The sequence below is a fragment of the Microbacterium azadirachtae genome (assembly GCF_000956505.1).
In the GTDB taxonomy this organism is placed as follows: Bacteria; Actinomycetota; Actinomycetes; order Actinomycetales; family Microbacteriaceae; genus Microbacterium; species Microbacterium azadirachtae_A.
Window position 1 is genome coordinate 107591 of the sequence record NZ_JYIX01000032.1, and the last position, 19804, is coordinate 127394.

Sequence of the window (19804 nt, forward strand, 5' to 3'; positions counted from 1 at the left end):
ATGCGGATCATGGAGCGCGCGATGACGACTCCCGGCATCCGCCGGCGCTTGCGTGATGCGCGGCGCGGTCTCGACGACGACGCCCGGTTGGCACGGATGCGATGTGTCGCCGGGGGCCCGGTTCCTGGGGGCGCTGCATCTGCCGCACCCGCACGGCGTGACGATCGGGATCGGCGTCGTGATCGGCGATCACGTCACGATCGAGGCGCGCATCCGCAGAACGCCGTACAACCGGACAACGCCGGACAACCGCAGAACGCCGTACAACCGCACGAGGAGAACCGATGATCACCCCGCGAGTGCTGCTCGAGGACACGTACGCCACCTATCCGCACAGCAACGGCTATTACGACGAGGGAAGACGCGTCGCGCTCGGAAGGGCTGACGGCACCGAGGAGATCATCGGAGTGCGATGGGACGGTGAGGGTGGGCCCGAGGTGCTGCTCTCCGCGGAGTTCTTCGCGTCCGAGTCGGATCAGGTCGTGGAGCCGTGGACGGAGGGCTCGCCGCAGTGTTCCGTCCCCTGGTTCGACATCGCCCTGCAGGCGCAGACCATGGTGTGCGCGCGCGGGGGTGCGCTCTTCCAGGTCGAGCTCTCCGCCGCGACCCCCACGCCTCGTGTGGCCTACCGAGTCGCCGAGGGGTGGAAGCTCGACGGCTTGACGAGTGTCAGCGCCGATGGGCGGACGGCGCTGATCAGCGAGTCGCGCGAAGGGGAGCACCGTGCGCTCCTGCTCGATCTCGAGGGAGGCGGCGCGAAGGAGATCCTGCGGCACCCCTGGCATGCGAACCACTTCCACGTCGCGCCGGCGGACGAGTCGTGGGTCGGCTACTCGCACGAGGGCGCGTCGACCTCGGTCGACGATCGGATGTGGGCCTGGCACCCGCAGCACGCGCCGTCGGGTCGCCAGGTCGTCGATCAGCGTCAGGTCTCCGACACTCCAGGGGTCGCGGTCGCGATCGGCCACGAGCGCTGGAAGTTCCACGATGTCGGTGCGGTCGTGATCGCCTACGGCGAGTCGCCGGCCGGCCCGCGCGGGGTGTACGAGACGTACGTCGACGGTCGCGCACCTCGTCTCGTGTCTCCCGGCGATCGGGACTGGCACTGCGGCATCTCGCGGGACGGCAGCGCGATCATCGTCGATACCACCGGGTCCGCTCTCACCCGGGGCCGCGGGTGGTCCGATGCGGGAAGGGCGAGCTCGATCGTGCTGATCGACGCGCTCACGGGTCAGCGTCGGCTGCTGGCCGAGACGGGATTCATCGCGCACCCCTACCACCCGCATCCGTCCTTCGTCCCCGACGGGACGGCCGTCGTGTTCAACCATGTCGAGTTCGACGGCGACGGTGGTGTGCGGCGACGCGGTGCTGCGGTGCTGCAGCTGGACTGACGTCGCAGGCGACGCGAGCTTCGGCGGTGCCTCAGACGGCGTCGAACTCGCCGACTCGTCGGCGCAGGTCCTCGAAATGCTCGCTCATCCGCCGAACCGCAAGCGCCTCGTCTCCTGCGATCAGCGCCTCGACGATGCGGGCGTGCACCGCGCCTCGCCCCGGGGACGGTGCGGGCATCCGGTCCCCCATCTCGCGCCGGAGTTCGCCGAAGAGATGCCAGAACATGTCGATGAGATTGTCCACGAGGGAGTTCTTCAGCCCTGAGTACAGCGTGCGATGGAACTCCTCGTCCAGGTCGCGGAAGTCCTCGCCCCGTTCCTCGCGCTCCACCATCTCCTTCGCGATGAGCGCGCAGCGTTCGAGTTCTTCCCCGAGGCCGGCGCGCACGACGGCCGACATCAGACCGACCTCCATCGACTCGCGAGCGACGAGCACTTCTTGGATGGCCGACCCCAGACCCGCCAGCCCATAGGGGAGCTGTTCGATGATGGGACGGAACGAGAACTCGGAGACGAAGAGGCCGTTCCCGTGCTGCGCTTCGATGACGCCGAGCGTCTGCAGGCTGCGAGTCGCCTCCCGCAGCGTGAGCCTGCTGACGCCCAGCTCCGCGGCGAGGTCGGCCTCGCTCGGAAGCCGGTCTCCCGGAGCGAGATCGTGCTCGCGGATGTAGTCGCGCAGCCTGCGCTGTGCGACGAGATAGATCGGGCCGTCTGGTCTCATGCTCCGACGGTACTGCTCACGCGGCGTCCGCCGTGCCCCGGGACGCGGATGCCTCCGCGATCATGGCGCGCAGCGAGGGGACGAGTCGATCGATGACTGCACGATCGTCGGCGTTCACCGGGCCCCAGACTCCCCGAGCAGGGCCGACGTCCGGGCCGAGCTCGTTCATGAGCTCCTTCACGAAGCCGGGGCCGGTGGCGACGCGCGCGATGTCGCGGAAGGGCTTGTGCAGCGCGTGCGCGCGCTGCACGTCCCCGCTGTCGAACGCGTCCACGGCCGCGTGCGCGAGAGGGGCCAGCCCGTTGTACAGGCTTCCGATCGCCGACTCCGCCCCCGTGGCGAGCGCCGCGGGGAGCAGCTCGTCGCGTCCGAAGAAGATGCGCACATCCGGACGAGCCCGCTGGATCGCATCCAGCTCCATGAGGTCCTCATCGGTGTACTTCACGGCATCGAGCGTCGGGATCTCCGCCTTCGCCGCCGCCAGGATCTCGCTCGGACGCTGCGTAGACCCGGTCATCGAAGGGATCTGGTAGTAGCAGAACGGTGTCGCCCCTGCGGCGTCCGCCACCTCGGCAAGCCAGCGGATCGTGTGCGAGACCGTCGGCGCCTGCCCGTAGTACGGCGCGACGCTCGAGATCAGGTCGACGCCGAGACCCGCGGCGTGGGCTGCCAGTTCCCTCGTCGGTTCGATCGGCAGGCCGCCCACCTGCACGCCGATCGAGAATCCGTCCGGGCGTGCTTCGGTCCAGGCCTCGAGGATCTCCACCCGCTCCTCGATCGTGAGAAGCGGGAACTCGCCCGTCGTGCCGTTGACGAACACGCCGCTGACGCCGATCGCGCGCAGGTGCTCGGCCTGGTCGGGCACTCGTGAGACGTCCACCCGCCCCGCGCCGTCGTACGGCGCGAGGGCCGCCGCCCAGAATTCGAATCGGCTCATGCGCCTTCCTTTCGCTCGATGCGAGCAGCAGTAGATCAGATATCTGATAACTCGTCAAATGTGTGAGCGTGCGCGAACGGATCACGCTTGACTCGAATGGCCTCTGTGTCTAGCTTAGTTGTCAGATATCTGATCTTTCCTCGAGGAGCTCCATGAATGTCGCTGTGCTCGCCCATCTCGACGATCGTGCGCGCTCACTCTGCCGTGAGGGGCTGATCGACGACGTGGTCCAGTGGCGAGTCTCCGATGCAGAGGCGCCGGAGTGGCGCGACGTCTATCGGGATTGCGAGATCGTCTTCGGCACGATTCCTGCTTCCTGGATCCCGCGCCTGAACGCTCTGCGTTGGCTGCAGCTGGAATCGACCGGCTTCGAGTACTACCGGGACAGCGCCGCCGAGATCTCACGGCGCGGGATCCTCGTCACCAACCTCCGGGGACAGTTCGCCGAGCCTGCCGCGGAGACGGCTCTCGCCGGCGCGTTGAGTCTGATGCGCGGGGTGAGCGTCCTCTCCCGAGGCCGGCAGGAGCGACGCTGGCAGAGCCTGGAGGTGAGACCCGGCACGACCCTCCTCGCACGGAGCAACGCACTCGTGCTCGGCGCGGGCGCGATCGGAGGGCACGTCCGGCATCTGCTCGAGGCGTTCGGCGCCCGCGTGCAGAGCTTCGCCCGCAGCTCACCGCGGGCCGAGCTGCACGATCTGACATCGCTCGACGCCGCGCTGCCCGGCGCCGATCTGGTCATCAGCTGCCTGCCGAGCACGCCGGGCACGCGGCTGCTGTTCGATCGTGAGCGGCTCGCGAGGCTCTCCCGATCGGCGGTCATCGTGAACATCGGTCGCGGAGACCTGATCGACGAGGAGGCCCTTGCCGACGCTCTCGAAGCCGGTGAGATCGGAGGATGCGTGCTCGATGTGACGCAGGAGGAGCCTCTGCCCCCGACGAGTCGACTGTGGGCCGCGCCGGGCGCCGTCCTGACCCAGCACACCGGGGGAGGGCATCGCGACGAGCTCGCCGACAAGGCTGCGTATTTCTTGGCGAACCTGGCGCGGTGGAAGACGGGCGAGCCGCTCGACGGCCAGGTCGATGTGCGGCTCGGATACTGACGAGTGCGCCCGGAAGACATCCGAACGTCCGCTACGACCACGAAGAAGGACCGATGGCCATCATCCGAAGAGTCCGACCGATCCTGCTGAGCGCCCCGTACGGGGAACCAGGGAGCAGCATGGAGAACATCCTGCATCTTCCTGGTGGTGTGCGGACCGCGGGATTCGTCGAGATCACGCTGAGCGACGGCACCGTCGGAATCGGCGAAGGATACCTCGCCGTCTTCGCCCCCCAGGTCTTCCGCAGCATCGTCGAGCTCCTCGAGCCGATCCTCGTCGGCGCGGAGTCCGAGCCGCTCGGATCCCGCATCCGGGATCTCGTCACCGCGACGGGCTATTGGAGCCTTCAGGGAGCGGCGCGGCACGTCATCAGCGCGATCGAGATCGCCCTGCAGGACTGCGCGGCCCGATCGGCGGGTGTGCCGCTCTGGCGGTTCCTCGGCGGGGCGAACGATCGGCCTCTCCGCGCGTATGCCAGCGGCGGCGACTCGCGGACTCCGCAGGCCATGCTGGCGGAGATCGAGCAGGTCTCGCAGCTGGGGATCGACGTGTTCAAGATCCGCGCCCGCGGGACCCAGACGGACAAGGTGCGATGGACGCAGGTCGCCGCCGCCGAGAAGGGGGTCGGCATCGCGATCGACATGACCCAGAATCTCGTCGTGCCCTCGCAGACCGTGGAGGACGTGCTCCGCTTCGTGAGACAGGTGGGCACGGAGAGCGAGGCGGCGCCCGTGTTCCTGGAGGAGGTGCTGGGCCCCGACCAGATCCACCGCCTGCCAGAGCTCAGAGCGCGCACGGACATCCCGATCGCCGGCGGCGAGGTCGTCACGACGGAAGCCGAGCTCTGCGGCAGGGTGCGTGCGGGGGCGTACGACATCGTCCAGCCGGATGCCACCGTGATCGGCGGCGTCGGCCCTGTCCTCGACGTCTTCGCTGCTGCTCGCGAGATGGCGACCGAGGTCTATGTGCACTGCTGGGGTGCGGGAGTCGGGGTCCTGGCCAACTACCACGCGGCATCCGCCGGCGGAGGCCAGGTCGTCGAGTGGCCGCTGCCGCGCTTCGGGCTGCGGGCGGAACTGCTGCGCGGCGTCGTGACCGTGGAGGACGGCCTGGTCTCGCTCGGCGAGAAGCCCGGACTCGGGATCGAACTCACGGCCGAGATCGAGCGGGAGTTCCCTTTTCGCGAGGAAGCGGTCTATTCCTGTCTTGTCGACAGCACCATCGCCGAGGACGGCTGGGCGCCGGTCTGAGACCGACCGGTCAGTGCTCCGGGTTGCGCAACGGCGCGGTCTGTCGCAGCGGATCGGCCTTCGCGAGAGGATCCCGCACCGGGATCGGATCCGCGACCGGCTCCGGCATGGGGACCGAAGCGAGCGGATCCGCAGCGGCGATCGGATCCGTCGTCACGGGCTCTTGTGCGCGACCCTGCTCGAGCTGCAGCGCGACCTTCTTCTCGAGATTCTCGACGGCGGCGTCAGAGAGGTCGATGAGGCCGTCCAGCTCCTCGCGTACGCGGCGGTAGGCGGTCTGGCGTTCGGCGGGCGTGGCGGACTGGTCGACGGCGACCTTGAGCATGTGCTGCGCGCGCTCGAGGCGTTTGCGCTCGTCGTCGGTGAACGTCGAGTCGCGCAGGCGGCGGGCGTCCTTCTCCGCGATCTCGAACGCGACGGCGTAGTTGCCGACGGCATCGAGGTACTCGGTGACCTGCTGCTCTGTGATCTTCGCGTCGGAGGAGCTCGGACGCAGCGCGTCGGCGATCTTCTTCGCGCGCAGGAAGGCGGCGGTCAGCGGCTGGCGCCCGTCGCTCATTGCGGGGAACGCGATCATCTTGGCGACATCGAGCTCGTAGTCCAGCCAGCGGGCGGTGATCTCGTCGTGCTCGGCGAACAGGCGCTCGAGCAGCTCCTTGGAGGAGTTCGCCTGCTGCTGCGCGATCTCCCGCGGAGAGAGTTGCGGCGCGATCTGGCCCCTCGCGGCGAGCTGGGCGGCCTTGATCTCGCCCTTCAGTCGCAGCGTCTCCAGCTTCTGTTTGTGGTGCTGGCGGGAGAGGCCCTGCAGCCGCCCGACGATGGCGCCACCCACGCCCATGAGGGGGAAGATGATCCACCAGTGGCCACCGAACCACTCGAAGATCTGATTGAGAGCGTCCATGATGACCCTCAGCCTATGCCGGTCGGATCCGCCCCGTCATCGGCGCGACGCAGGTCTCAGCAGCCTCGTCAGGACCGGTGCGTCCGTCACCCGGCCGGGATCGGCGCCGACGACCCCCGGTACCACTCCTCGTCGATCGTGGCCAGGCGCGAGGGACGCGTCTCGGCACCCAGCCCGAAGAACCGCTGGAAGTTCAGCATGAGCGGATTCCACCGCTCCGGATCGATGCGATCGGCATGCCCCGCGAGGCGCAGCGACTCGCGAACGTGGACACGCGTGACGGCGACCTCGACCGCGAGCAGATCGGCCTCGGCGGGGCTCGTGGCGCCGCCCAGCGGATGCACCTTCGCGACGACGCCCTCGACGTGCACCGGGAACTCCGCGATGCGCGGCGGGGCGACGGTCTCGGAATCGAGCGGCGTGACCCGCGCCTGGGCGAACTTGTCGCGCACGTGCCGGTAGCCGGCCGCCTGCCGCCGAGCCGAGACCTCCGGGCGTCCTGTGGTCAGCGCGAGCCGGTCCACGTGGTCGACCTCGTGCTCGGAGGGCAGGTTGATCACGACCTCGCCCGTCGCGAGCAGGTTCTGCGCCGTCTGGCTGCGGGATCCGATGCCGATCACCGCGTTCTGGCCGAGCCACCACAGCGACGAGTTCGGCGCGAGATTCGGGTGGCCGTGCTCGTCGACGGTCGACAGCAGCGACACGGGCGTGCCGAAGTACAGGATCGCCGGGGAGATCGTGGTGTGCGGATCGAGCGCCGTGAGGAAGTCCATGCCCTCACTCTCGGCGAATCCACTCCGCGGGTCTGGCGGAAATCGGACGGCGCACCACGGGCGCTGCGCGGCTCAGCCGAGTCGCGCGGCGGCGACGTCGGCGCGGAGCTTCGGGAGCACACGGGATCCGGCCGGGTCCAGTCGGAGCACCGTGGCGAGTTCGAGGGCGAGGGCCTCGTGCCCCGCGGCGTTGGGGTGGAACGGGTCGTTCATGAGGCCCCACGGCACCCCGCCGCTCCCGAGTTCGGCGTAGCGGGCGAACTGGTCGACGAGGATCGCGTCCTCGGCCGCCGCGACATCGCGGACGGCCTGGGCGAACGCGCCGATGCGGGCGCGCTCCGGAGCGTTCGGCACGTCCACCGCGGGCGGCGTCTGCAGCACGGGGATCGCGCCGAGCGCACGCACGCGCCGCACGAACTCCGTGAGCGACAGGGCGAAGTCCGCCGGGGTGATCACGGGGAACGCGCCCCCGTCGGAGCAGTCGTTCGTTCCGATCATGAGCGTGACGACTTGTGGGCGCCACGTTGCGACCCGTCGGTCGAAGTCCTCCAGGATCTGCACGATCCGCCAGCCGCTGATCGCCGTGTCGATGACCGCGTCGTGCACGCGGCCGAGTTCGCCGCGGACGATCTCGTGCAGGTGCTCGGCGTAGGTGCGTCCGCCTTGGGTGTGCACGAGCCCGTGCGTGATCGAGTCTCCTGTGAGCACCCAGGTGAGCGGGGCATCTGCGGAGAGCGCGCGGGCGAGGACGTCGGCGTCGGCGGTCATGGATCCATTCTGCCGGGGGATGCCGCGCACTGTTCGAGATCGATGACGTGGCGCGATGGGGTTGCCTAACTGGTATATCGGCTGCATCATCATCGGACGGGGTTGTGCACGACTCCGATCGGCCCAGCGGGACTCGGGCCGGGTGGGGCGCCTCGACCTTCAGTGGCCGTTCCCCAGACGGCTGGCCGTTCCCCAGACGGTCGGCGAGGCGCTCTGCCGCCCGTTCGCGGCGCCGGTCGGAATGGCGGCGGCGTACGCGCGCGTGCCGCCATTCCGTCGCCGCGTCAGCAGACGAGGTTGTGCGTGTAGGTCGCGATCGGGTCGGTGCCGCCGTAGAGGTGCACGACGGCGCTCGTCACGCCCGTGTCGAGGACGATCGGAGCGTTGGCTCCGGCGTTGTAGTAGACCAGCCGGCCGTCGGGGGCGAGGTAGGTCGCGTGCCCGACGACGACGGAGTTCGCGGGGACGCCCGTCGCCGTCTGGTACGTGCCGTTGGTGACGCTGTAGACCGCCGGGATGCCGGTGGTCACGTACGTCACGTAGGGATCGGTGCCGCCGTAGAGCGCCGTCGTCGCGCTGGACACCCCTGAGCTGACCACGGTCGTGGTGTTGGTGGCGGCCCGGTAGTAGTACAGGAGCCCGTCGGGTGCGAGGTACGTGGAATGGCCGACCGCGGTGGTTCCGGCCGGGACGCCGGTCGCGGTGACGTAGTTCCCGGTGGTGGCGTTGTACGCCCTCGCGACACCGCCCGCGACGAACGTCAGCACGGGCTGCGTGCCGGCGAAGAGCGACACCTTCGCACTCGACACCCCGGACGCGACGAGGACGGATGCGTTCGTTGCGGAGTTGAAGTAGTACAGATCGCCGTTGGCGGCGAGGAACGTCGCGTGACCGACGGCGGTGGATCCGTTCGGCACGCCGGCCGCGGTGATCGTGGTGCCCGTCGCCACGTCCTGCACCATGGCGACCCCGCCCGACACGTACGTGGAGTAGGACTGGGTGCTGCCGATGAGGACGGTCGTGCCGCTGGTGACATTCGTCGCGAGCGGCATCGCCTTGCCTGCGACGGTGTTGAAGTACACGAGGCTGCCGTCGGGGTTGAGGAAGGTTCCGTGGCCGACGGCGACGGAACCGAGCGGGATCCCGGTCGCGGGCGGGTTTCCGGCCGAGACGACGTCGTAGATCTTCGCGCCGACCTGAGCCGTCACCGCCACCGGCGCGGTCGCGTTCGCCCCGGTCATCGACGCGCCCATCGTCGGAACGGAGGCCGCGTTGGGCGTCGCCTTGATCGCAGGCAGGACGACCTTGCCGTTCGGGTCGGTGGTGAAGCTGCGGGGGCCGGTGAACCCGTCCGCCCAGGTGAGGCCGCTCGGCAGGACGACGCTCACCGTCGTGCTCGCCGCGGGAGTCGTGCCGTTCGTGGTCGCGGCGAGAGTCACGCCGGTCAGGTTGCTGCACCCGCCCACGGTGTAGGGGCCGTTGACGAACTTCAGCGTTGGTGCGCCCGCCGATGCTGCAGCCAGCGGCATGGCGGCGGCGGTCGCGATCACGGGGACGCTCCATGCCGCGCCCCGAACGATCGTGCGCCGACTGATCCGTCCCGCCGTGGCGCCCTCAGGCGCGCTCGGCTCCTGAGCCTGTCCCGCTGCAGGTCGTTGCAACATCGTGGTGCTTCCTTTCGCTGTGTTCTCTCGGCTTCGCTTTGCGGGCTTCAGCACGCGACGGACTCGACGTAGGTGACGCCGTCGACGCCGGCGGTGAACTCGCCGCCGACCGCGCTGACCACGTTCGACGCCGCGAGGTCGTTGCCGTGGAAGAGCCCGCCGTCGGGGGCGAGGAAGAAGCTCCAGCCGACCGGGGTGGCACCCGCCGGCACGGTGGCGAACGTCGTCGTGATGGGGGTCGACCCGTCGGGGAACCACTGGTACGACTTGGCGACTCCGCCTTCGATGAAGGAGACCCCGTCGGTGGCTCCGGTGGTCAGGTCGCCCAGCTGGTCGCCGACGGCGGCGCTGACACCGATCCCGACCAGCTCACCCGAGCTGTGGTACAGGTCTCCGCCCGCGGTGAGGACGAAGTTGTGGCCTACCGCCTTCACTCCTGCGCCGTTGGGGACGGCCGGGAAGTCGCGCTGGATCGCGCTGGAGGGATCTGCGGGGTTGATGAAGTAGATCCGCGCCTGGCCGTTCGTCACGTACGTCACGGACTCGGCGCCGATGATCTGCTCGCCGATAGCGCTCGTGACGCCCGTGTCGATGAGGTCGTTGCCGTGGTAGAGCCCGCCGGCCGGGGTGAGGAAGAAGTTCCAGCCCACCGCGCGCGCCCCCGTGGGAACGCCGGTGAGGGCGGTTGCGCTGATCGCGTTGGTCGCCGGATCCCAGCTCCAGATGTGTGCGACGCCGTTCTCGTCGACGTACGCGACGCCGTCCAACACCCCGTTGGTCGCATCGCCCTGGGTGTCGCCGACGGCGCTGGAGACGTTCGATGCGATCAGCGTGTCACCGTGATACAGCTTTCCGCCGGGGCCGAAGAAGAAGTTCCACCCGGCCGACGTCGCGGCCGGGTTCGCGAACGTCACGATCGTGCCATCACCGGCACGCCAGTCCCGTGCGACGAGATTCGGGGTGACGGTCACTGGGGCCGTTGCCGTGGCGCCGGTGCTGGACGTCGCGGTGAGCACCGCGCTGGTTGCGGATGCGCCGAGGATCTGTCCGGAGGGGATGGTGATGCTGCCGGTCGCGTCCGTCGGAGAGAAGGACCTAGGGGTGGTCGACCCATCCGCCCACCGCAGCCCAGCCGGGAGCGTGACCGTCACGGTCTTTCCGGCGTCGGGCGTCGCGCCGTTCGACGTCAGATTCAGAACAACATCGCCCAGAGGCCCGCACCCGGTCGCCGTGTAGGGGCCGTTGACGAACTTCAGGGCCGGTGCGGCCACGGACGCCGCAGCCAGCGGCATGGCGGCGGCGGTCGCGATCACGGGGACGCTCCATGCCGCGCCCCGAACGATCGTGCGCCGACTGATCCGTCCGTTCCGAACGGCGCCGCCGTCGTCCGTGGCCTCCAGCGATTCGCCTGCACGTCCTTGCAGCATCTCGGCATGTCTCCTTCGTTTTTTGCGCTCTGGAATCCGGATTCACGGCGCGGACAGCAGGCGCGAGGATCGCACACCGCAATCGGTCATGAACGTCTTGCGCTCACGCCGGCGGAGCTGCCGCACTCCCGCGCTCGGCAGGTATCGGATACTGAACAGACTGTCCGAGCAGCCCGGAGGAAGCGACGGATTCCGGGGTGAAACGGGGGTGAAAAGGGGTCACCGCGCCTCTGCGACGGGCCTTATGCGCCGCTGGACGTTCGGCCGGATCACCGTGCTCCTGTGCGTCGCGGGCGGAGGATCGCCGTGAGTGCGACGGCGATCCAACTCAACGGGATGAGGGCGAGCAGCAGGAACAGTGCGGAGTAGTCCGCAACGCCCCTGATCGCGATCACGGCCCCGAGGACGAGCGACGGACCGATGAGCGAGCCGATGCCGATGACGGCGCTGTACACGCCCAGCCTCCAGCCCGCCCTTTCCGATGTCGTGAGCGCCAACGCTGCGGTGAAGAGCAATGTCGTGCTGATGCCGATCGCGATCCCGCTGAGAAGGCCCGCGATCGCCAGCAGCGCGAGGGAGGTCGTCATCGCCCGGAGGACCAATCCCGACACGAGCAGCACACCGGCGATGGTCAGGAGGGGCAGCGTGCGTCCCAGCATGCGGGGGAAGATCAGCATGACGACGGATGCTCCGACGAGGCCGAGGAGTGCCAGGGCCAGGACGAGGGTCCCCGCCTGCGTCGCCTGATCCCATTCGAGACCGAGACGCGTCACGATATCCAGCGGGTGGTAGGTCAGGTACGCCGACAGGGCGACCTGCGAGCTGAAGCCGAGCACGAGCACGGCGCCCCATGACATCCGCGGCGCCGCCGATGGCTCCGACTCGGGGGCGGGCGCGGAGGTCCTCGGGTGATGCTGAACATCTGCCGGCGCAGGGGTCCGCGCCAATGCGATCGCGACCACGGCCACGGCGCACAGCGCGAGGCAGATCGACGTCCCCCACGCCGATCCGGGCAGCAGCATCAACAACGCGATGGGGATGAGCAGCCCCACCGACGACACCGCGATCATGACCACCGCGCTCCGCTCTCGCCGAATGGCCGGCACGTGCGTCAGCAGAGCCCGAGACACGGCGATCGCTCCCGACAGGCCCGCCTGTGCCAGGCCCCAGCCGACGGCGAGCTCCCATCCCGAACGGGAGAGACTCATCCACGCGAGCGCGAGAACCCCCAGCGCCGTTCCACCGAAGAGCACCCACCAGCGGCTGCGGGCCGATCGCGTTCCGAGGTCGGCGGCCCGCCCTGCGAGGAGCGCGCCTACGATCGCGCTGCCGGAGCCGACTGCGATGGTGGCCGCCGTCCAGCCTGCGGCGGCGTCCGCTCCCTCGATCTCCGACGCTCGTCGCGCGATCGCCACGGTCGCCGGGGGAACGAGGGCGGCCAGCAGGAAGAACTTCGCGAGGTTCGCCTGAAGGCCGAGCATCCGCGATTCATCGGCCGGTGCTTCCTGGCGATCACGGGGCAGCGGTTCTCCCGCGACATGGTTCATGACGGTCTCTCGTCCGGAGTGCCCGCCTCTGGCCTGGGCGGCATGATCGGGCGGGCGCTCCGGCGTGCGGAGCATGGCGCCGCGCCCGCTGTCGGTCGGGGTGCGACGACTCCGGCAGAATATCGGATATGGAGAGCACGCCGGCTCTGGGAGACGGACAGACGAGCGACACGAGCAGCACGGAAGATCCTGTCCGGCATCACTCCGGGTTGGCCGTGCCGGCGACAGTGCAGGAGATCTCGGACGCCGTCGCGATCGAGGACTACGACGCCGTCATGGATCTGCTCCGGGCCGACTGGTTCGCGCTGATCGCCGCCCATTCGGATGAGCTCCGCGGCCTCTTCCGTGACATGCCGCAGTCCGACCTCCAGAGTCGTCCGCTTCTCGGATTCGCGTACGGACTGTCGTTCTACGGCCTCCCGCACCACCGCCTCAGGTCCGCCCGCATCCTCGTCTCCGTCCTGCGGGCGGCGCATGGCAGGAAGCGCGAGCTCCCCGCGATCGATCGCGCTCTCATCCGCGCCAGCGAGGCGGTCGCATATCGCCTCCTCGGCCGTCCCCGCCTCGGGCTCCGCTCCGCGCGGGCGGCCGTGCGCGCGCTCGACGGCCTGAGCGACGCCGAGCGCGAGGAGGTCGGTGACGTCCCCCGGATCTACAGCCAGATCGGGACGTCGTTCTACCGCGCGGGAAACGTCGACGAAGCGCTCGGGACGCTGGAGAAGGGTTACGCCGAAGCGGCGCCGGAGCGCCCGCAGAACGGGTTCTCGAACATCTCGATGCTGGCGGGCATCCACGCGTTCCGCGGCGACATGGGGCTGGCCGCGCGATACACCGAGCTCGCGCGTGAAGACTCCTGGACGGACGTCCAGAGATCGATGTATCCCGGCACCTTCTACCGCCTGGCCGAAGCGATGATCGCGCTCGAGCGCTTCGATACCGCCACGGCGCGCGAGCATCTGGCGAGCATGGTCAACGACCCCGACACGATCGAGTTCTGGGTGGAGATCGCGATCGTCGAGGCCTGGACGGAGCTCGTCGACGGGCGACCGGGGGAGGCGATCGCGCGGCTCGACGCGTTCGTCGCGAGGCGGGGCGCCGAGGGACGATCCGTCGCGTCCCGGCATCGGCTCGCCGGCATACGCGGAGTGATCCATCTCGCCCTCGGCGACGCCGATGCCGCCTCGGTCGCCCTCCGTCACGATCCGGGCTCCGACGCGGACGCGCACATCCAGCGGGCGCGTGTCGCTCTGGTGCTCGGGCGCATCGACACGGCTCTCGGCGAATCGCGGCGCGCCGCCGGCGTGGGGCTCTCCTCCCGCTCGGAGGCAGAACGGCTGACGATCGAACTGGCCGCCCTTCTGCGTTCCGCGCCGTCGGCGCGGAGCGCAAGGCTTGCTCTCCAGCTCGCCGCCGTGCTGGAGCACAGCGGTCAGCGTCTGGCACTCGTGCTGATCCCGCCATCCGACCTGGAACGGGTGCGAAGAGCGCTCGCGGACGCCGGTCGCGCCGACATCGCTCAGGACCTTCCGGCGCGATCGCTCCTGCTGCACGGGGAAGACGAGGCGAACCTGACCGAGCGCGAAGCCGTCGTGCTCGGCGAACTCGTCCGCACCTCATCGATCAAAGCCGTGGCGTCGACTCTCTACGTCTCCTCGAACACCGTCAAGTCCCAGGTCAGAAGCCTCTACCGCAAGCTCGGAGTGACCAACAGGGAAGACGCGATCGCCGTAGCCCGAGGCCGCGGCCTCCTGCACGACGGCGAACTCTGACGGCTCTGCCGCTGATACGCCGCACGAGTGCGGCGTATCGGCGACCGTCGTGAACTCAGCCCCCGCTCGACTCCGGGGGCACCTCCAGGTGGGCGACCGTGATGCGGATCTGCACCGGACCGGCGGCGGCTTGTCGGATCATCCGCTGCACGGCGCGCGCGGTCTCTCCGGCCGGCCGCGCCTGGTCGAGACCGAGCGCGACGTCGACCCGCAGCGGATCTCCGGCGCGGATCGCGACGCGCGGTCCCGTGTCGCCCGAGCCCAGGAGGTTCGCGGCGGCCTCGCGCAGCAACCCGGCACCGGACGCGGGGTAGACGACGGATACGCCCGGCTCGGCGAGGAGATCCTTCTCGATGCGCGCCGCCAGCTCGGCGGCTTCCTCTTCGCTCATCGCCTGTCGCCTCCGCTCCTCGGAAGATCTCTCACATCGTGCACGACGATGTCGATGCCGGAGATGTTCAGTTCGGCGTGGGTGCGCAGACGGTCGCCGATCTCGGTGCGCAGCCGCTCCGCGAGCCGGGCGATGGGCAGCCCGTACGGAACGCTGGCCTCCACGCGGACCCCGATCGGGGCGCCCGGAACGGTCAGGTCGCCGTCCAGCCGGCAGCGCCCGATGAGCACTCCGGGGATCGCGTCTCCGGCCGTACGGATCAGGCCGCGCACGGCCCCCTCCGTGATGCCGAGATCGTCATCGGGCTCCGCGACCCGGAACGGGATGCGGCGACCGGCCCTGGCATCGCGCGCGATCCCGTCGATGATCGATCTGACCCAGTTCTCGTCCGCCTGAGGCTCGGCCGCGGCGTCCTGGTCGAGCAGCGCAGGGCCGAGCCGGCGCAGGCGCTCGAGCGCGTCGAGCGCGATGCGGCAGCCCGGCGAGGACTCGATCGAGGCGTCGGCGGGCGTCCTGCCGGCGTCGAGGTAGTCCGCCAGCTCGTCCATGCTGTGGCCGTCGAGGTCCTCGGGTTCGAAGCCGAGGCCGCTCGAGCCTGTGCTGTCGTCACGGGTCATCGCCACTCCTCCATTCGCACGATGATGTGCTTGCGCGCGCGGGCGAGCAGCCCGCGCACCGTGCTCACCGGCTGGTCCAGCTGTTCGGCGATCTCGTCGTACGTGCAGCCGCCGATCTCGCGCAGCACCCAGGTCTCGCGCTGCGCGTCCGGAAGCTCCTGCAGCGCATCGGCGAGGGCTGTCAGCTCGGCGCGCCGTTCGGCGCTCTGCTCGGGGCGGTCTTCAGCGCTGGCGGGAAGTTCGAGGCCCTCCGCGGCGTCCATCTCGATGTGCGGGCGTCGCGCACGGACCTCGTCGATCGCCTTGCGGCTCACGATCCGCATGAGCCAGCCGCGCACCCGGCCCATGTCATCCAGTTCCGGCAGCCGCTGCCATGCCGTGATGAAGCTCTCCTGCACGATGTCGTCCACGCTCGCCGTGCCACCGAGGATCCGGCGCGCATAGGCGCGGAGCAACGGGGTGTAGCGGCGCACGAGGACCGCGAACGCCTCGACGTCTCCGTCGGCGGCCCGGCCGGCGATCGTGCGGTCGTCGGCGACGTCGAGGGCCGGTCGGTCGTCAAGGCCGGTCATCGATCACTCTCCCTTCGAGACGGGTATCGCGCGGCCGTGGGGTCGGTGTGCGACACCGACCCCATGGTCGCGCGTGGGCGCATGGTGCAGCGAGCACCGCGCCGACGCGTCATGCGTCGCGACGTCGCCAGACGATCAGTCCGTAGATCAGCAGAACGACGAGCGAGCCGCCGATCGCGAGCAGCCACGTCGCGAGGCTGAAGAACGACTCCAGGCCGACGTGGAAGATCAGCCCGCCCAGCCACCCGCCCAGCAGGGCGCCTACGACGCCGAGCAGCAGCGTGACGAACCAGCCGCCGCCCTGCTTGCCGGGGAGGATCAGCTTGGCGATCGCCCCGGCGATGAGGCCGAGGAGGAGGAATCCGAGGAATCCCATGAGTTGCTTTCCTTTCGTCGGCTCCGGGCATGCCGGAGCGGGTTCACTTCTTGAAGAGCCGGCCGGCCTTGTCCGCGGCGTCCTTCGCCGCGTCCTTGGCCTTCTCGACGGTGTCGGCGACGGTCTCCTTGACCTCGGCCGCGACTTCCTTCAGCCGGCCCTCGGCCTGGTGCTCGCGGCCCTGCTCGGCGAGCCCCTCGTTCCCGGCGGCCTCGCCGATCCTCTCCTCGGCGTCGCCGAGAAGCCGCTGTCCCTTGGCTTCAGCCTTGTCCTTCAGACTCATGCCTGATTCCTTTCTCTGTCCCGGCGCCCTCGGCGCCGGTCGTCTGCGGGCGGTCGTCCGTGCCTGGACGGATCCGTCATCTCGTTCGTGTGGCGGAGCGGAGGCGGTCGAAGCCGCCGCGATCGGCGAAGTGCACGACCACCGGCGTCCGCGTGCCGCTCAGCACGTCCCACCCCTCGACGCCGCGTTCCGTCTCCGCGAGCAGGGCGGGAAGATCCGCGCCGGATCGCGGCACGACCGAGAGCCGCAGGGCAGTCCTTCCTCCGATCCGGTAGCCCTGCATGCGGGAGGAGAGGACGTCGCTCCGGTGCCGGAGCGGCTCTGTGAGCACCGCGTCGGCGATCGTCTCGTCCACGGCGGTGCTGCCGGTCCGGTCCGCGAACCGCAGCACAGTGCGGGTGCGCGGACGCCGGCGCGTCACGAGGAAGGCGATGAGACCGATCGCGACGATGAGCCCTGCCGCGGCGGCGGCGACGTGAGCACCGTCGGCGGCTCCCCACGGTGTGCTCCAGGAGTTCAGGGCGTGCGAGGCGTCGTCGACCGCGCGCTGCACGGGCGGCCACCAGGGAGCGAACAGCCGCTCCGGCAGCAGAGGGCGGGCCGCGAGCAACGCGCCCACGAGTGCGATCAGCCCTGCCAGCAGCAGAAGCACGCGGTTCAGGATCCTGCTCGACGAGGTCATGCGACGACTCCCTTCGCGTCGACGGTGACGACGGGGCGGATACCGAAGCCCATCCGTTCGAGGGCTCCCCGCGCCGCATCCGCGGCACCGGCCCTGTCGACGGGCACGCCGCTGACGGGACGGATCCGCACCCGCACGCGTCGTGCCGTCACCGTCGCGGAGACCTGCGATGCGGCCAGCGCGCAGTGCCGGGCGACGGCCTGCGCCGCGGCGTCGGCGAGCAGCCCGTCATCGACGACGAGCTCCACCCTGGCGCCTCCACGTCCGTGTCGGCGGCGACGGCCCGGCCCGATCGCGAGGGCGATGAGCGCGATGCCCACGATGCCCGCGATCGCGGCGGCCGCCGCACGCCAGGACGGCTCCTCCCAGGCCGTCCTCACCGTCGCCGCGGCGTCCCGGGCCACGGATGCCCCCGACGGGTCCGTGGTCCAGATCGCCGCCGCAACGGTGGCGAGTGCCGCCCCCAGCAGCACGACCGCGACGACGACCGCGGGTGTCGCGCGGGAGGTGCGGAGTTCGCGGCGCAGCAGGCGCCGGTCCCCGACCCGATCCCCCTCGTTCATCGCACCCTCCTCTCGTCCTCACGGTGAATGCCGGCGAATCGCAGGTCCACTGCGTCCACGCGCCGCCCGGCCCGCTCCGCCATGCCCGTCACCAGGGAGGTGCGCACACTCGCGCCCTGCTCCTGGAGCGTCCGCCCCGCCGCGTTCTCCACCCGCAGCGGAAGTGTCACGGTGGCGTGCAGCCCGCCGTCCGCGTCGTCCCAGCGGAGGGTGACCTCGCGAGGATCCGCCCCGTAGGCGCTCGTGACGATCCCGACGGCGAGGCGATGCAGCGCCCGCGCCGTGAGTGTCGTCCGTCCGCGCAGCGCCGACCCCGCGGTGTGCGCGACAGCCGCCCTCATGACGAGGTGCGTCGCCCGCGCAGCGCCTGGACCAGCCCGTGCAGGTCGATGTCGCCCCGCACGAGGCGGGCGACGCCCACCCCGGCGAGCATCGCGAGACCCACGAACAGGAAGGCCCAGAAGCCGAAGGCGACCCAGGTCAGGGCGAGCACCGCACCGACGGCGGCGCCGATGGTGCTCGCGTTCACTGGACTCGCGCCTCCTGGCCGTCGTCGCCCTCGTCCTCGGACGGGATGTGGACGTCGTTGATGGTGACGTTGACCTCGGTGACCTCCAGGCCCACGAGCTCCTGCATCGCCCGGTACACGGACGCGCGCACGGCACCCGCCAGCTCCTGCAGCGAGACCGGGTACTCCGCGACGAGCGTGACGTCGACGGCGACCTGCTTCTCGCCGACCTCGACGCCGATGCCCTGGGCGAGGTCGGTCGAGTTCAGTGCATCGCGGATGGCGCCGACGACGCGCGCTGCTCCACCGCCGAGCGCGTACACGCCCGGAACGTCGCGCGCGGCGATGCCGGCGATCTTCGCGACGACCGCATCCTCGATCGTGGTCTTCCCGCCCTGGGCGGCCGTGCTCTCCGCGGCCTGCTTGCCGGTGATGTCGTTGGCCATGTCCGTTCCCCCTCGGTGATCCGCACTCCCCGTGCGTGTCGCTGTCTGCGACCTCACCTCCATGACGGAGACGGGCGCCGATTCGTCACAAAGAAGTTCGGGAGAGATCAGAATCTCCGTGAGCGGACCACGATCGCCGCCCTCAACGCCCCAGGCGCTCGGCGCAGGCGACGCAGTGCTCGGCGAACGGGCGCGCGTCGAGTCGGGCGGGAGGGATCGGTCGCCCGCAGGACGTGCAGACCCCGTAGGCGCCCGCTTCCAGACGGGCGAGGGCGTCGTCGACCTGCCGCAGCTGAGCGGCGGCATCGCCCTGCAACGCCGCCAGCCGCGACCACTCGGACGACAGGGTCACACCCTCCGGGTCGTGCTCGTCGTCGTCGTTCGAGCTCTCCCTGTCGTGCACGAGCTCGTTGAGCGCGTGCGATGCCGAGGCGGCCCGCGCCGCGGCGCGCACGCGGAGCTCCTCGAGCAGCACACGGGCGTCGGCGGTCATGCCGACACGGTAGCCGCCGGATCCGACATCCGCGGAACCTACTCGAGCCACTCCGTCACGAACCGGTCGTTCGCGTGCACGTGCGTGGCCTCGTACGTGCCGCCGTCGAGCACCTCGAACCGGTGCGCGACGAGCGCCGGCACCACGAGGATCTGCCCGCCCGCGCCGACGACCTGCTCTTCGCCGACCGTGAACAGGGCGCGGCCGCGGTGGATCACGAACGTCTCGACGTAGGGATGCCGGTGCAGTCGCGGACCGGATCCCGGCGTCGATGCGTACTCGCGGATGATGCTCACCGGGGATCCGATGAGGAATCCCTCGATGCTCGCGTCGAGGGCGACGTCGATGGGCTGGACGGTCATGGCGCCTCCGTTTCCTGCCCGAGGGTACGCCGCAGGGCGCCGGAGATGAACCCCGGCGCCCTGAATGGTCCGGCGTCTCAGCCGAGCAGCACGGCGAGCACGGTGGATCCGCCGCCCACCAGGATGAGCGCGACGATCACGACCCACGCGGTGATGCGGATCCTGCGCTGCCGCTGGGTGCTGTAGATCGAGAGGTCCTCGTCGGTCCCTGAGCCGGCCGAAGGGTCGGGGGTGCTGTTCATGAGCTTCCTCGCCGGGCG

Annotated in this window: 25 protein-coding genes; 4 read left to right on the forward strand and 21 right to left on the reverse strand. The window is 70.1% G+C overall.

The window, feature by feature from the left end; all coding sequences use genetic code 11:
- Nucleotides 1-284: 284 nt before the first annotated feature.
- Nucleotides 285-1391, forward strand: coding sequence for a hypothetical protein (locus tag RS86_RS07655; protein WP_045271626.1), 1107 nt, complete (start codon nt 285-287; stop codon nt 1389-1391).
- A 31-nt stretch (nt 1392-1422) separates the two neighbouring features.
- Here the strand turns inward: RS86_RS07655 and RS86_RS07660 are convergent, their stop codons facing one another.
- Both RS86_RS07660 and RS86_RS07665 read right to left on the reverse strand, forming a co-directional pair.
- The gene (locus RS86_RS07660; protein ID WP_045271627.1) at nt 1423-2112 is read right to left on the reverse strand and encodes a FadR/GntR family transcriptional regulator; all 690 of its coding nucleotides are present in this window, start codon (nt 2110-2112) and stop codon (nt 1423-1425) included.
- Nucleotides 2113-2128: 16 nt separating this feature from the next.
- On the reverse strand, nt 2129-3049 hold the full coding sequence (locus tag RS86_RS07665) for a dihydrodipicolinate synthase family protein (protein WP_052680144.1): 921 nt from the start codon (nt 3047-3049) through the stop codon (nt 2129-2131).
- 152 nt (nt 3050-3201) lie between these two features.
- Here RS86_RS07665 and RS86_RS07670 point away from each other — a divergent pair, with 152 nt between their 5' ends.
- Entirely contained in the window at nt 3202-4152 is a 951-nt protein-coding gene (locus RS86_RS07670; protein WP_052680145.1) for a D-2-hydroxyacid dehydrogenase, read from the forward strand.
- Between the two features lie 53 nt (nt 4153-4205).
- The gene (locus RS86_RS07675; protein ID WP_160299678.1) at nt 4206-5402 is read left to right on the forward strand and encodes a mandelate racemase/muconate lactonizing enzyme family protein; all 1197 of its coding nucleotides are present in this window, start codon (nt 4206-4208) and stop codon (nt 5400-5402) included.
- 10 nt (nt 5403-5412) lie between these two features.
- Here the strand turns inward: RS86_RS07675 and RS86_RS07680 are convergent, their stop codons facing one another.
- The 6 genes from RS86_RS07680 to RS86_RS20355 all read right to left on the reverse strand — a co-directional run bounded on the left by RS86_RS07680 (nt 5413) and on the right by RS86_RS20355 (nt 12416).
- Nucleotides 5413-6303, reverse strand: coding sequence for a phage tail tape measure protein (locus tag RS86_RS07680; protein ID WP_045271629.1), 891 nt, complete (start codon nt 6301-6303; stop codon nt 5413-5415).
- Between the two features lie 86 nt (nt 6304-6389).
- Entirely contained in the window at nt 6390-7076 is a 687-nt protein-coding gene (locus RS86_RS07685) for a flavin reductase family protein (protein ID WP_045271630.1), read from the reverse strand.
- Between the two features lie 72 nt (nt 7077-7148).
- On the reverse strand, nt 7149-7844 hold the full coding sequence (locus RS86_RS07690) for an SGNH/GDSL hydrolase family protein (protein ID WP_045271631.1): 696 nt from the start codon (nt 7842-7844) through the stop codon (nt 7149-7151).
- A 284-nt stretch (nt 7845-8128) separates the two neighbouring features.
- The gene (locus tag RS86_RS07695; RefSeq protein WP_045271632.1) at nt 8129-9394 is read right to left on the reverse strand and encodes a hypothetical protein; all 1266 of its coding nucleotides are present in this window, start codon (nt 9392-9394) and stop codon (nt 8129-8131) included.
- 161 nt (nt 9395-9555) lie between these two features.
- Complete coding sequence (locus RS86_RS20780; RefSeq protein WP_200892767.1) at nt 9556-10821, reverse strand: hypothetical protein; 1266 nt, start codon at nt 10819-10821, stop codon at nt 9556-9558.
- Nucleotides 10822-11204: 383 nt separating this feature from the next.
- Nucleotides 11205-12416 (reverse strand): MFS transporter, encoded by a 1212-nt coding sequence (locus tag RS86_RS20355; RefSeq protein WP_045271634.1) that lies wholly within the window; start codon nt 12414-12416, stop codon nt 11205-11207.
- A gap of 194 nt (nt 12417-12610) precedes the next feature.
- Between RS86_RS20355 and RS86_RS20945 the strand changes: the two genes are divergently transcribed.
- The gene (locus tag RS86_RS20945; protein ID WP_052680146.1) at nt 12611-14251 is read left to right on the forward strand and encodes a LuxR C-terminal-related transcriptional regulator; all 1641 of its coding nucleotides are present in this window, start codon (nt 12611-12613) and stop codon (nt 14249-14251) included.
- Nucleotides 14252-14306: 55 nt separating this feature from the next.
- On the opposite strand, the gene RS86_RS07715 is transcribed toward RS86_RS20945, so the two are convergent.
- The 13 genes from RS86_RS07715 to RS86_RS20615 form a co-directional block, all read right to left on the reverse strand.
- A complete protein-coding gene (locus RS86_RS07715; RefSeq protein ID WP_045271635.1) occupies nt 14307-14642 on the reverse strand; it encodes a hypothetical protein in 336 nt (111 codons plus the stop codon).
- Nucleotides 14639-15259, reverse strand: coding sequence for a hypothetical protein (locus tag RS86_RS07720; protein ID WP_045271636.1), 621 nt, complete (start codon nt 15257-15259; stop codon nt 14639-14641). The genes RS86_RS07715 and RS86_RS07720 overlap by 4 nt, the downstream gene beginning before the upstream one ends.
- Entirely contained in the window at nt 15256-15831 is a 576-nt protein-coding gene (locus RS86_RS07725; RefSeq protein ID WP_045271637.1) for an RNA polymerase sigma factor, read from the reverse strand. Before RS86_RS07725 ends, RS86_RS07720 begins: the two co-directional genes overlap by 4 nt.
- A 109-nt stretch (nt 15832-15940) precedes the next feature.
- Nucleotides 15941-16207 carry a GlsB/YeaQ/YmgE family stress response membrane protein gene (locus RS86_RS07730; RefSeq protein WP_045271638.1) on the reverse strand — a complete coding sequence of 89 codons (267 nt, stop codon included), beginning with the start codon at nt 16205-16207 and terminating at the stop codon, nt 15941-15943.
- 43 nt (nt 16208-16250) lie between these two features.
- Nucleotides 16251-16490, reverse strand: coding sequence for a CsbD family protein (locus RS86_RS07735; protein ID WP_052680147.1), 240 nt, complete (start codon nt 16488-16490; stop codon nt 16251-16253).
- Nucleotides 16491-16566: 76 nt separating this feature from the next.
- Complete coding sequence (locus tag RS86_RS07740; RefSeq protein ID WP_045271639.1) at nt 16567-17172, reverse strand: hypothetical protein; 606 nt, start codon at nt 17170-17172, stop codon at nt 16567-16569.
- Nucleotides 17169-17735, reverse strand: coding sequence for a hypothetical protein (locus RS86_RS19855; protein WP_052680148.1), 567 nt, complete (start codon nt 17733-17735; stop codon nt 17169-17171). The genes RS86_RS07740 and RS86_RS19855 overlap by 4 nt, the downstream gene beginning before the upstream one ends.
- Nucleotides 17732-18076 (reverse strand): hypothetical protein, encoded by a 345-nt coding sequence (locus RS86_RS07750; RefSeq protein WP_045271640.1) that lies wholly within the window; start codon nt 18074-18076, stop codon nt 17732-17734. Before RS86_RS07750 ends, RS86_RS19855 begins: the two co-directional genes overlap by 4 nt.
- Entirely contained in the window at nt 18073-18264 is a 192-nt protein-coding gene (locus tag RS86_RS07755) for a membrane protein (RefSeq protein WP_045271641.1), read from the reverse strand. Before RS86_RS07755 ends, RS86_RS07750 begins: the two co-directional genes overlap by 4 nt.
- Nucleotides 18261-18689 carry an Asp23/Gls24 family envelope stress response protein gene (locus tag RS86_RS07760; RefSeq protein ID WP_045271642.1) on the reverse strand — a complete coding sequence of 143 codons (429 nt, stop codon included), beginning with the start codon at nt 18687-18689 and terminating at the stop codon, nt 18261-18263. Before RS86_RS07760 ends, RS86_RS07755 begins: the two co-directional genes overlap by 4 nt.
- 142 nt (nt 18690-18831) lie before the next feature.
- The gene (locus RS86_RS07765) at nt 18832-19182 is read right to left on the reverse strand and encodes a TraR/DksA family transcriptional regulator (RefSeq protein ID WP_045271643.1); all 351 of its coding nucleotides are present in this window, start codon (nt 19180-19182) and stop codon (nt 18832-18834) included.
- Nucleotides 19183-19220: 38 nt separating this feature from the next.
- Nucleotides 19221-19544, reverse strand: a complete 324-nt coding sequence (locus RS86_RS07770) for a cupin domain-containing protein (protein ID WP_045271644.1) — start codon at nt 19542-19544, stop codon at nt 19221-19223.
- Between the two features lie 77 nt (nt 19545-19621).
- Nucleotides 19622-19786: a hypothetical protein gene (locus RS86_RS20615; protein ID WP_160299679.1), complete on the reverse strand. Its 165-nt coding sequence runs from the start codon at nt 19784-19786 to the stop codon at nt 19622-19624.
- Between the last annotated feature and the right edge of the window lie 18 nt (nt 19787-19804).

Excerpts from the sequence above, each read along its gene's own strand:
- RS86_RS19855 (WP_052680148.1), bottom strand. The coding sequence starts at position 17,735 with ATGAACGAGGGGGATCGGGTCGGGGACCGGCGCCTGCTGCGCCGCGAA.
- RS86_RS20945 (WP_052680146.1), top strand. The coding sequence starts at position 12,611 with ATGGAGAGCACGCCGGCTCTGGGAGACGGACAGACGAGCGACACGAGC.
- RS86_RS07765 (WP_045271643.1), bottom strand. The coding sequence starts at position 19,182 with ATGACCGCCGACGCCCGTGTGCTGCTCGAGGAGCTCCGCGTGCGCGCC.
- RS86_RS07685 (WP_045271630.1), bottom strand. The coding sequence starts at position 7,076 with ATGGACTTCCTCACGGCGCTCGATCCGCACACCACGATCTCCCCGGCG.
- RS86_RS20355 (WP_045271634.1), bottom strand. The coding sequence starts at position 12,416 with ATGCTCGGCCTTCAGGCGAACCTCGCGAAGTTCTTCCTGCTGGCCGCC.
- RS86_RS07715 (WP_045271635.1), bottom strand. The coding sequence starts at position 14,642 with ATGAGCGAAGAGGAAGCCGCCGAGCTGGCGGCGCGCATCGAGAAGGAT.
- RS86_RS07720 (WP_045271636.1), bottom strand. The coding sequence starts at position 15,259 with ATGACCCGTGACGACAGCACAGGCTCGAGCGGCCTCGGCTTCGAACCC.
- RS86_RS07735 (WP_052680147.1), bottom strand. The coding sequence starts at position 16,490 with ATGAGTCTGAAGGACAAGGCTGAAGCCAAGGGACAGCGGCTTCTCGGC.
- RS86_RS07770 (WP_045271644.1), bottom strand. The coding sequence starts at position 19,544 with ATGACCGTCCAGCCCATCGACGTCGCCCTCGACGCGAGCATCGAGGGA.
- RS86_RS07750 (WP_045271640.1), bottom strand. The coding sequence starts at position 18,076 with ATGAGGGCGGCTGTCGCGCACACCGCGGGGTCGGCGCTGCGCGGACGG.
- RS86_RS07665 (WP_052680144.1), bottom strand. The coding sequence starts at position 3,049 with ATGAGCCGATTCGAATTCTGGGCGGCGGCCCTCGCGCCGTACGACGGC.
- RS86_RS07675 (WP_160299678.1), top strand. The coding sequence starts at position 4,206 with ATGGCCATCATCCGAAGAGTCCGACCGATCCTGCTGAGCGCCCCGTAC.
- RS86_RS07680 (WP_045271629.1), bottom strand. The coding sequence starts at position 6,303 with ATGGACGCTCTCAATCAGATCTTCGAGTGGTTCGGTGGCCACTGGTGG.
- RS86_RS07655 (WP_045271626.1), top strand. The coding sequence starts at position 285 with ATGATCACCCCGCGAGTGCTGCTCGAGGACACGTACGCCACCTATCCG.
- RS86_RS07730 (WP_045271638.1), bottom strand. The coding sequence starts at position 16,207 with ATGGGATTCCTCGGATTCCTCCTCCTCGGCCTCATCGCCGGGGCGATC.
- RS86_RS07760 (WP_045271642.1), bottom strand. The coding sequence starts at position 18,689 with ATGGCCAACGACATCACCGGCAAGCAGGCCGCGGAGAGCACGGCCGCC.
- RS86_RS07725 (WP_045271637.1), bottom strand. The coding sequence starts at position 15,831 with ATGACCGGCCTTGACGACCGACCGGCCCTCGACGTCGCCGACGACCGC.
- RS86_RS07740 (WP_045271639.1), bottom strand. The coding sequence starts at position 17,172 with ATGACCTCGTCGAGCAGGATCCTGAACCGCGTGCTTCTGCTGCTGGCA.
- RS86_RS20615 (WP_160299679.1), bottom strand. The coding sequence starts at position 19,786 with ATGAACAGCACCCCCGACCCTTCGGCCGGCTCAGGGACCGACGAGGAC.
- RS86_RS07690 (WP_045271631.1), bottom strand. The coding sequence starts at position 7,844 with ATGACCGCCGACGCCGACGTCCTCGCCCGCGCGCTCTCCGCAGATGCC.
- RS86_RS07670 (WP_052680145.1), top strand. The coding sequence starts at position 3,202 with ATGAATGTCGCTGTGCTCGCCCATCTCGACGATCGTGCGCGCTCACTC.
- RS86_RS07660 (WP_045271627.1), bottom strand. The coding sequence starts at position 2,112 with ATGAGACCAGACGGCCCGATCTATCTCGTCGCACAGCGCAGGCTGCGC.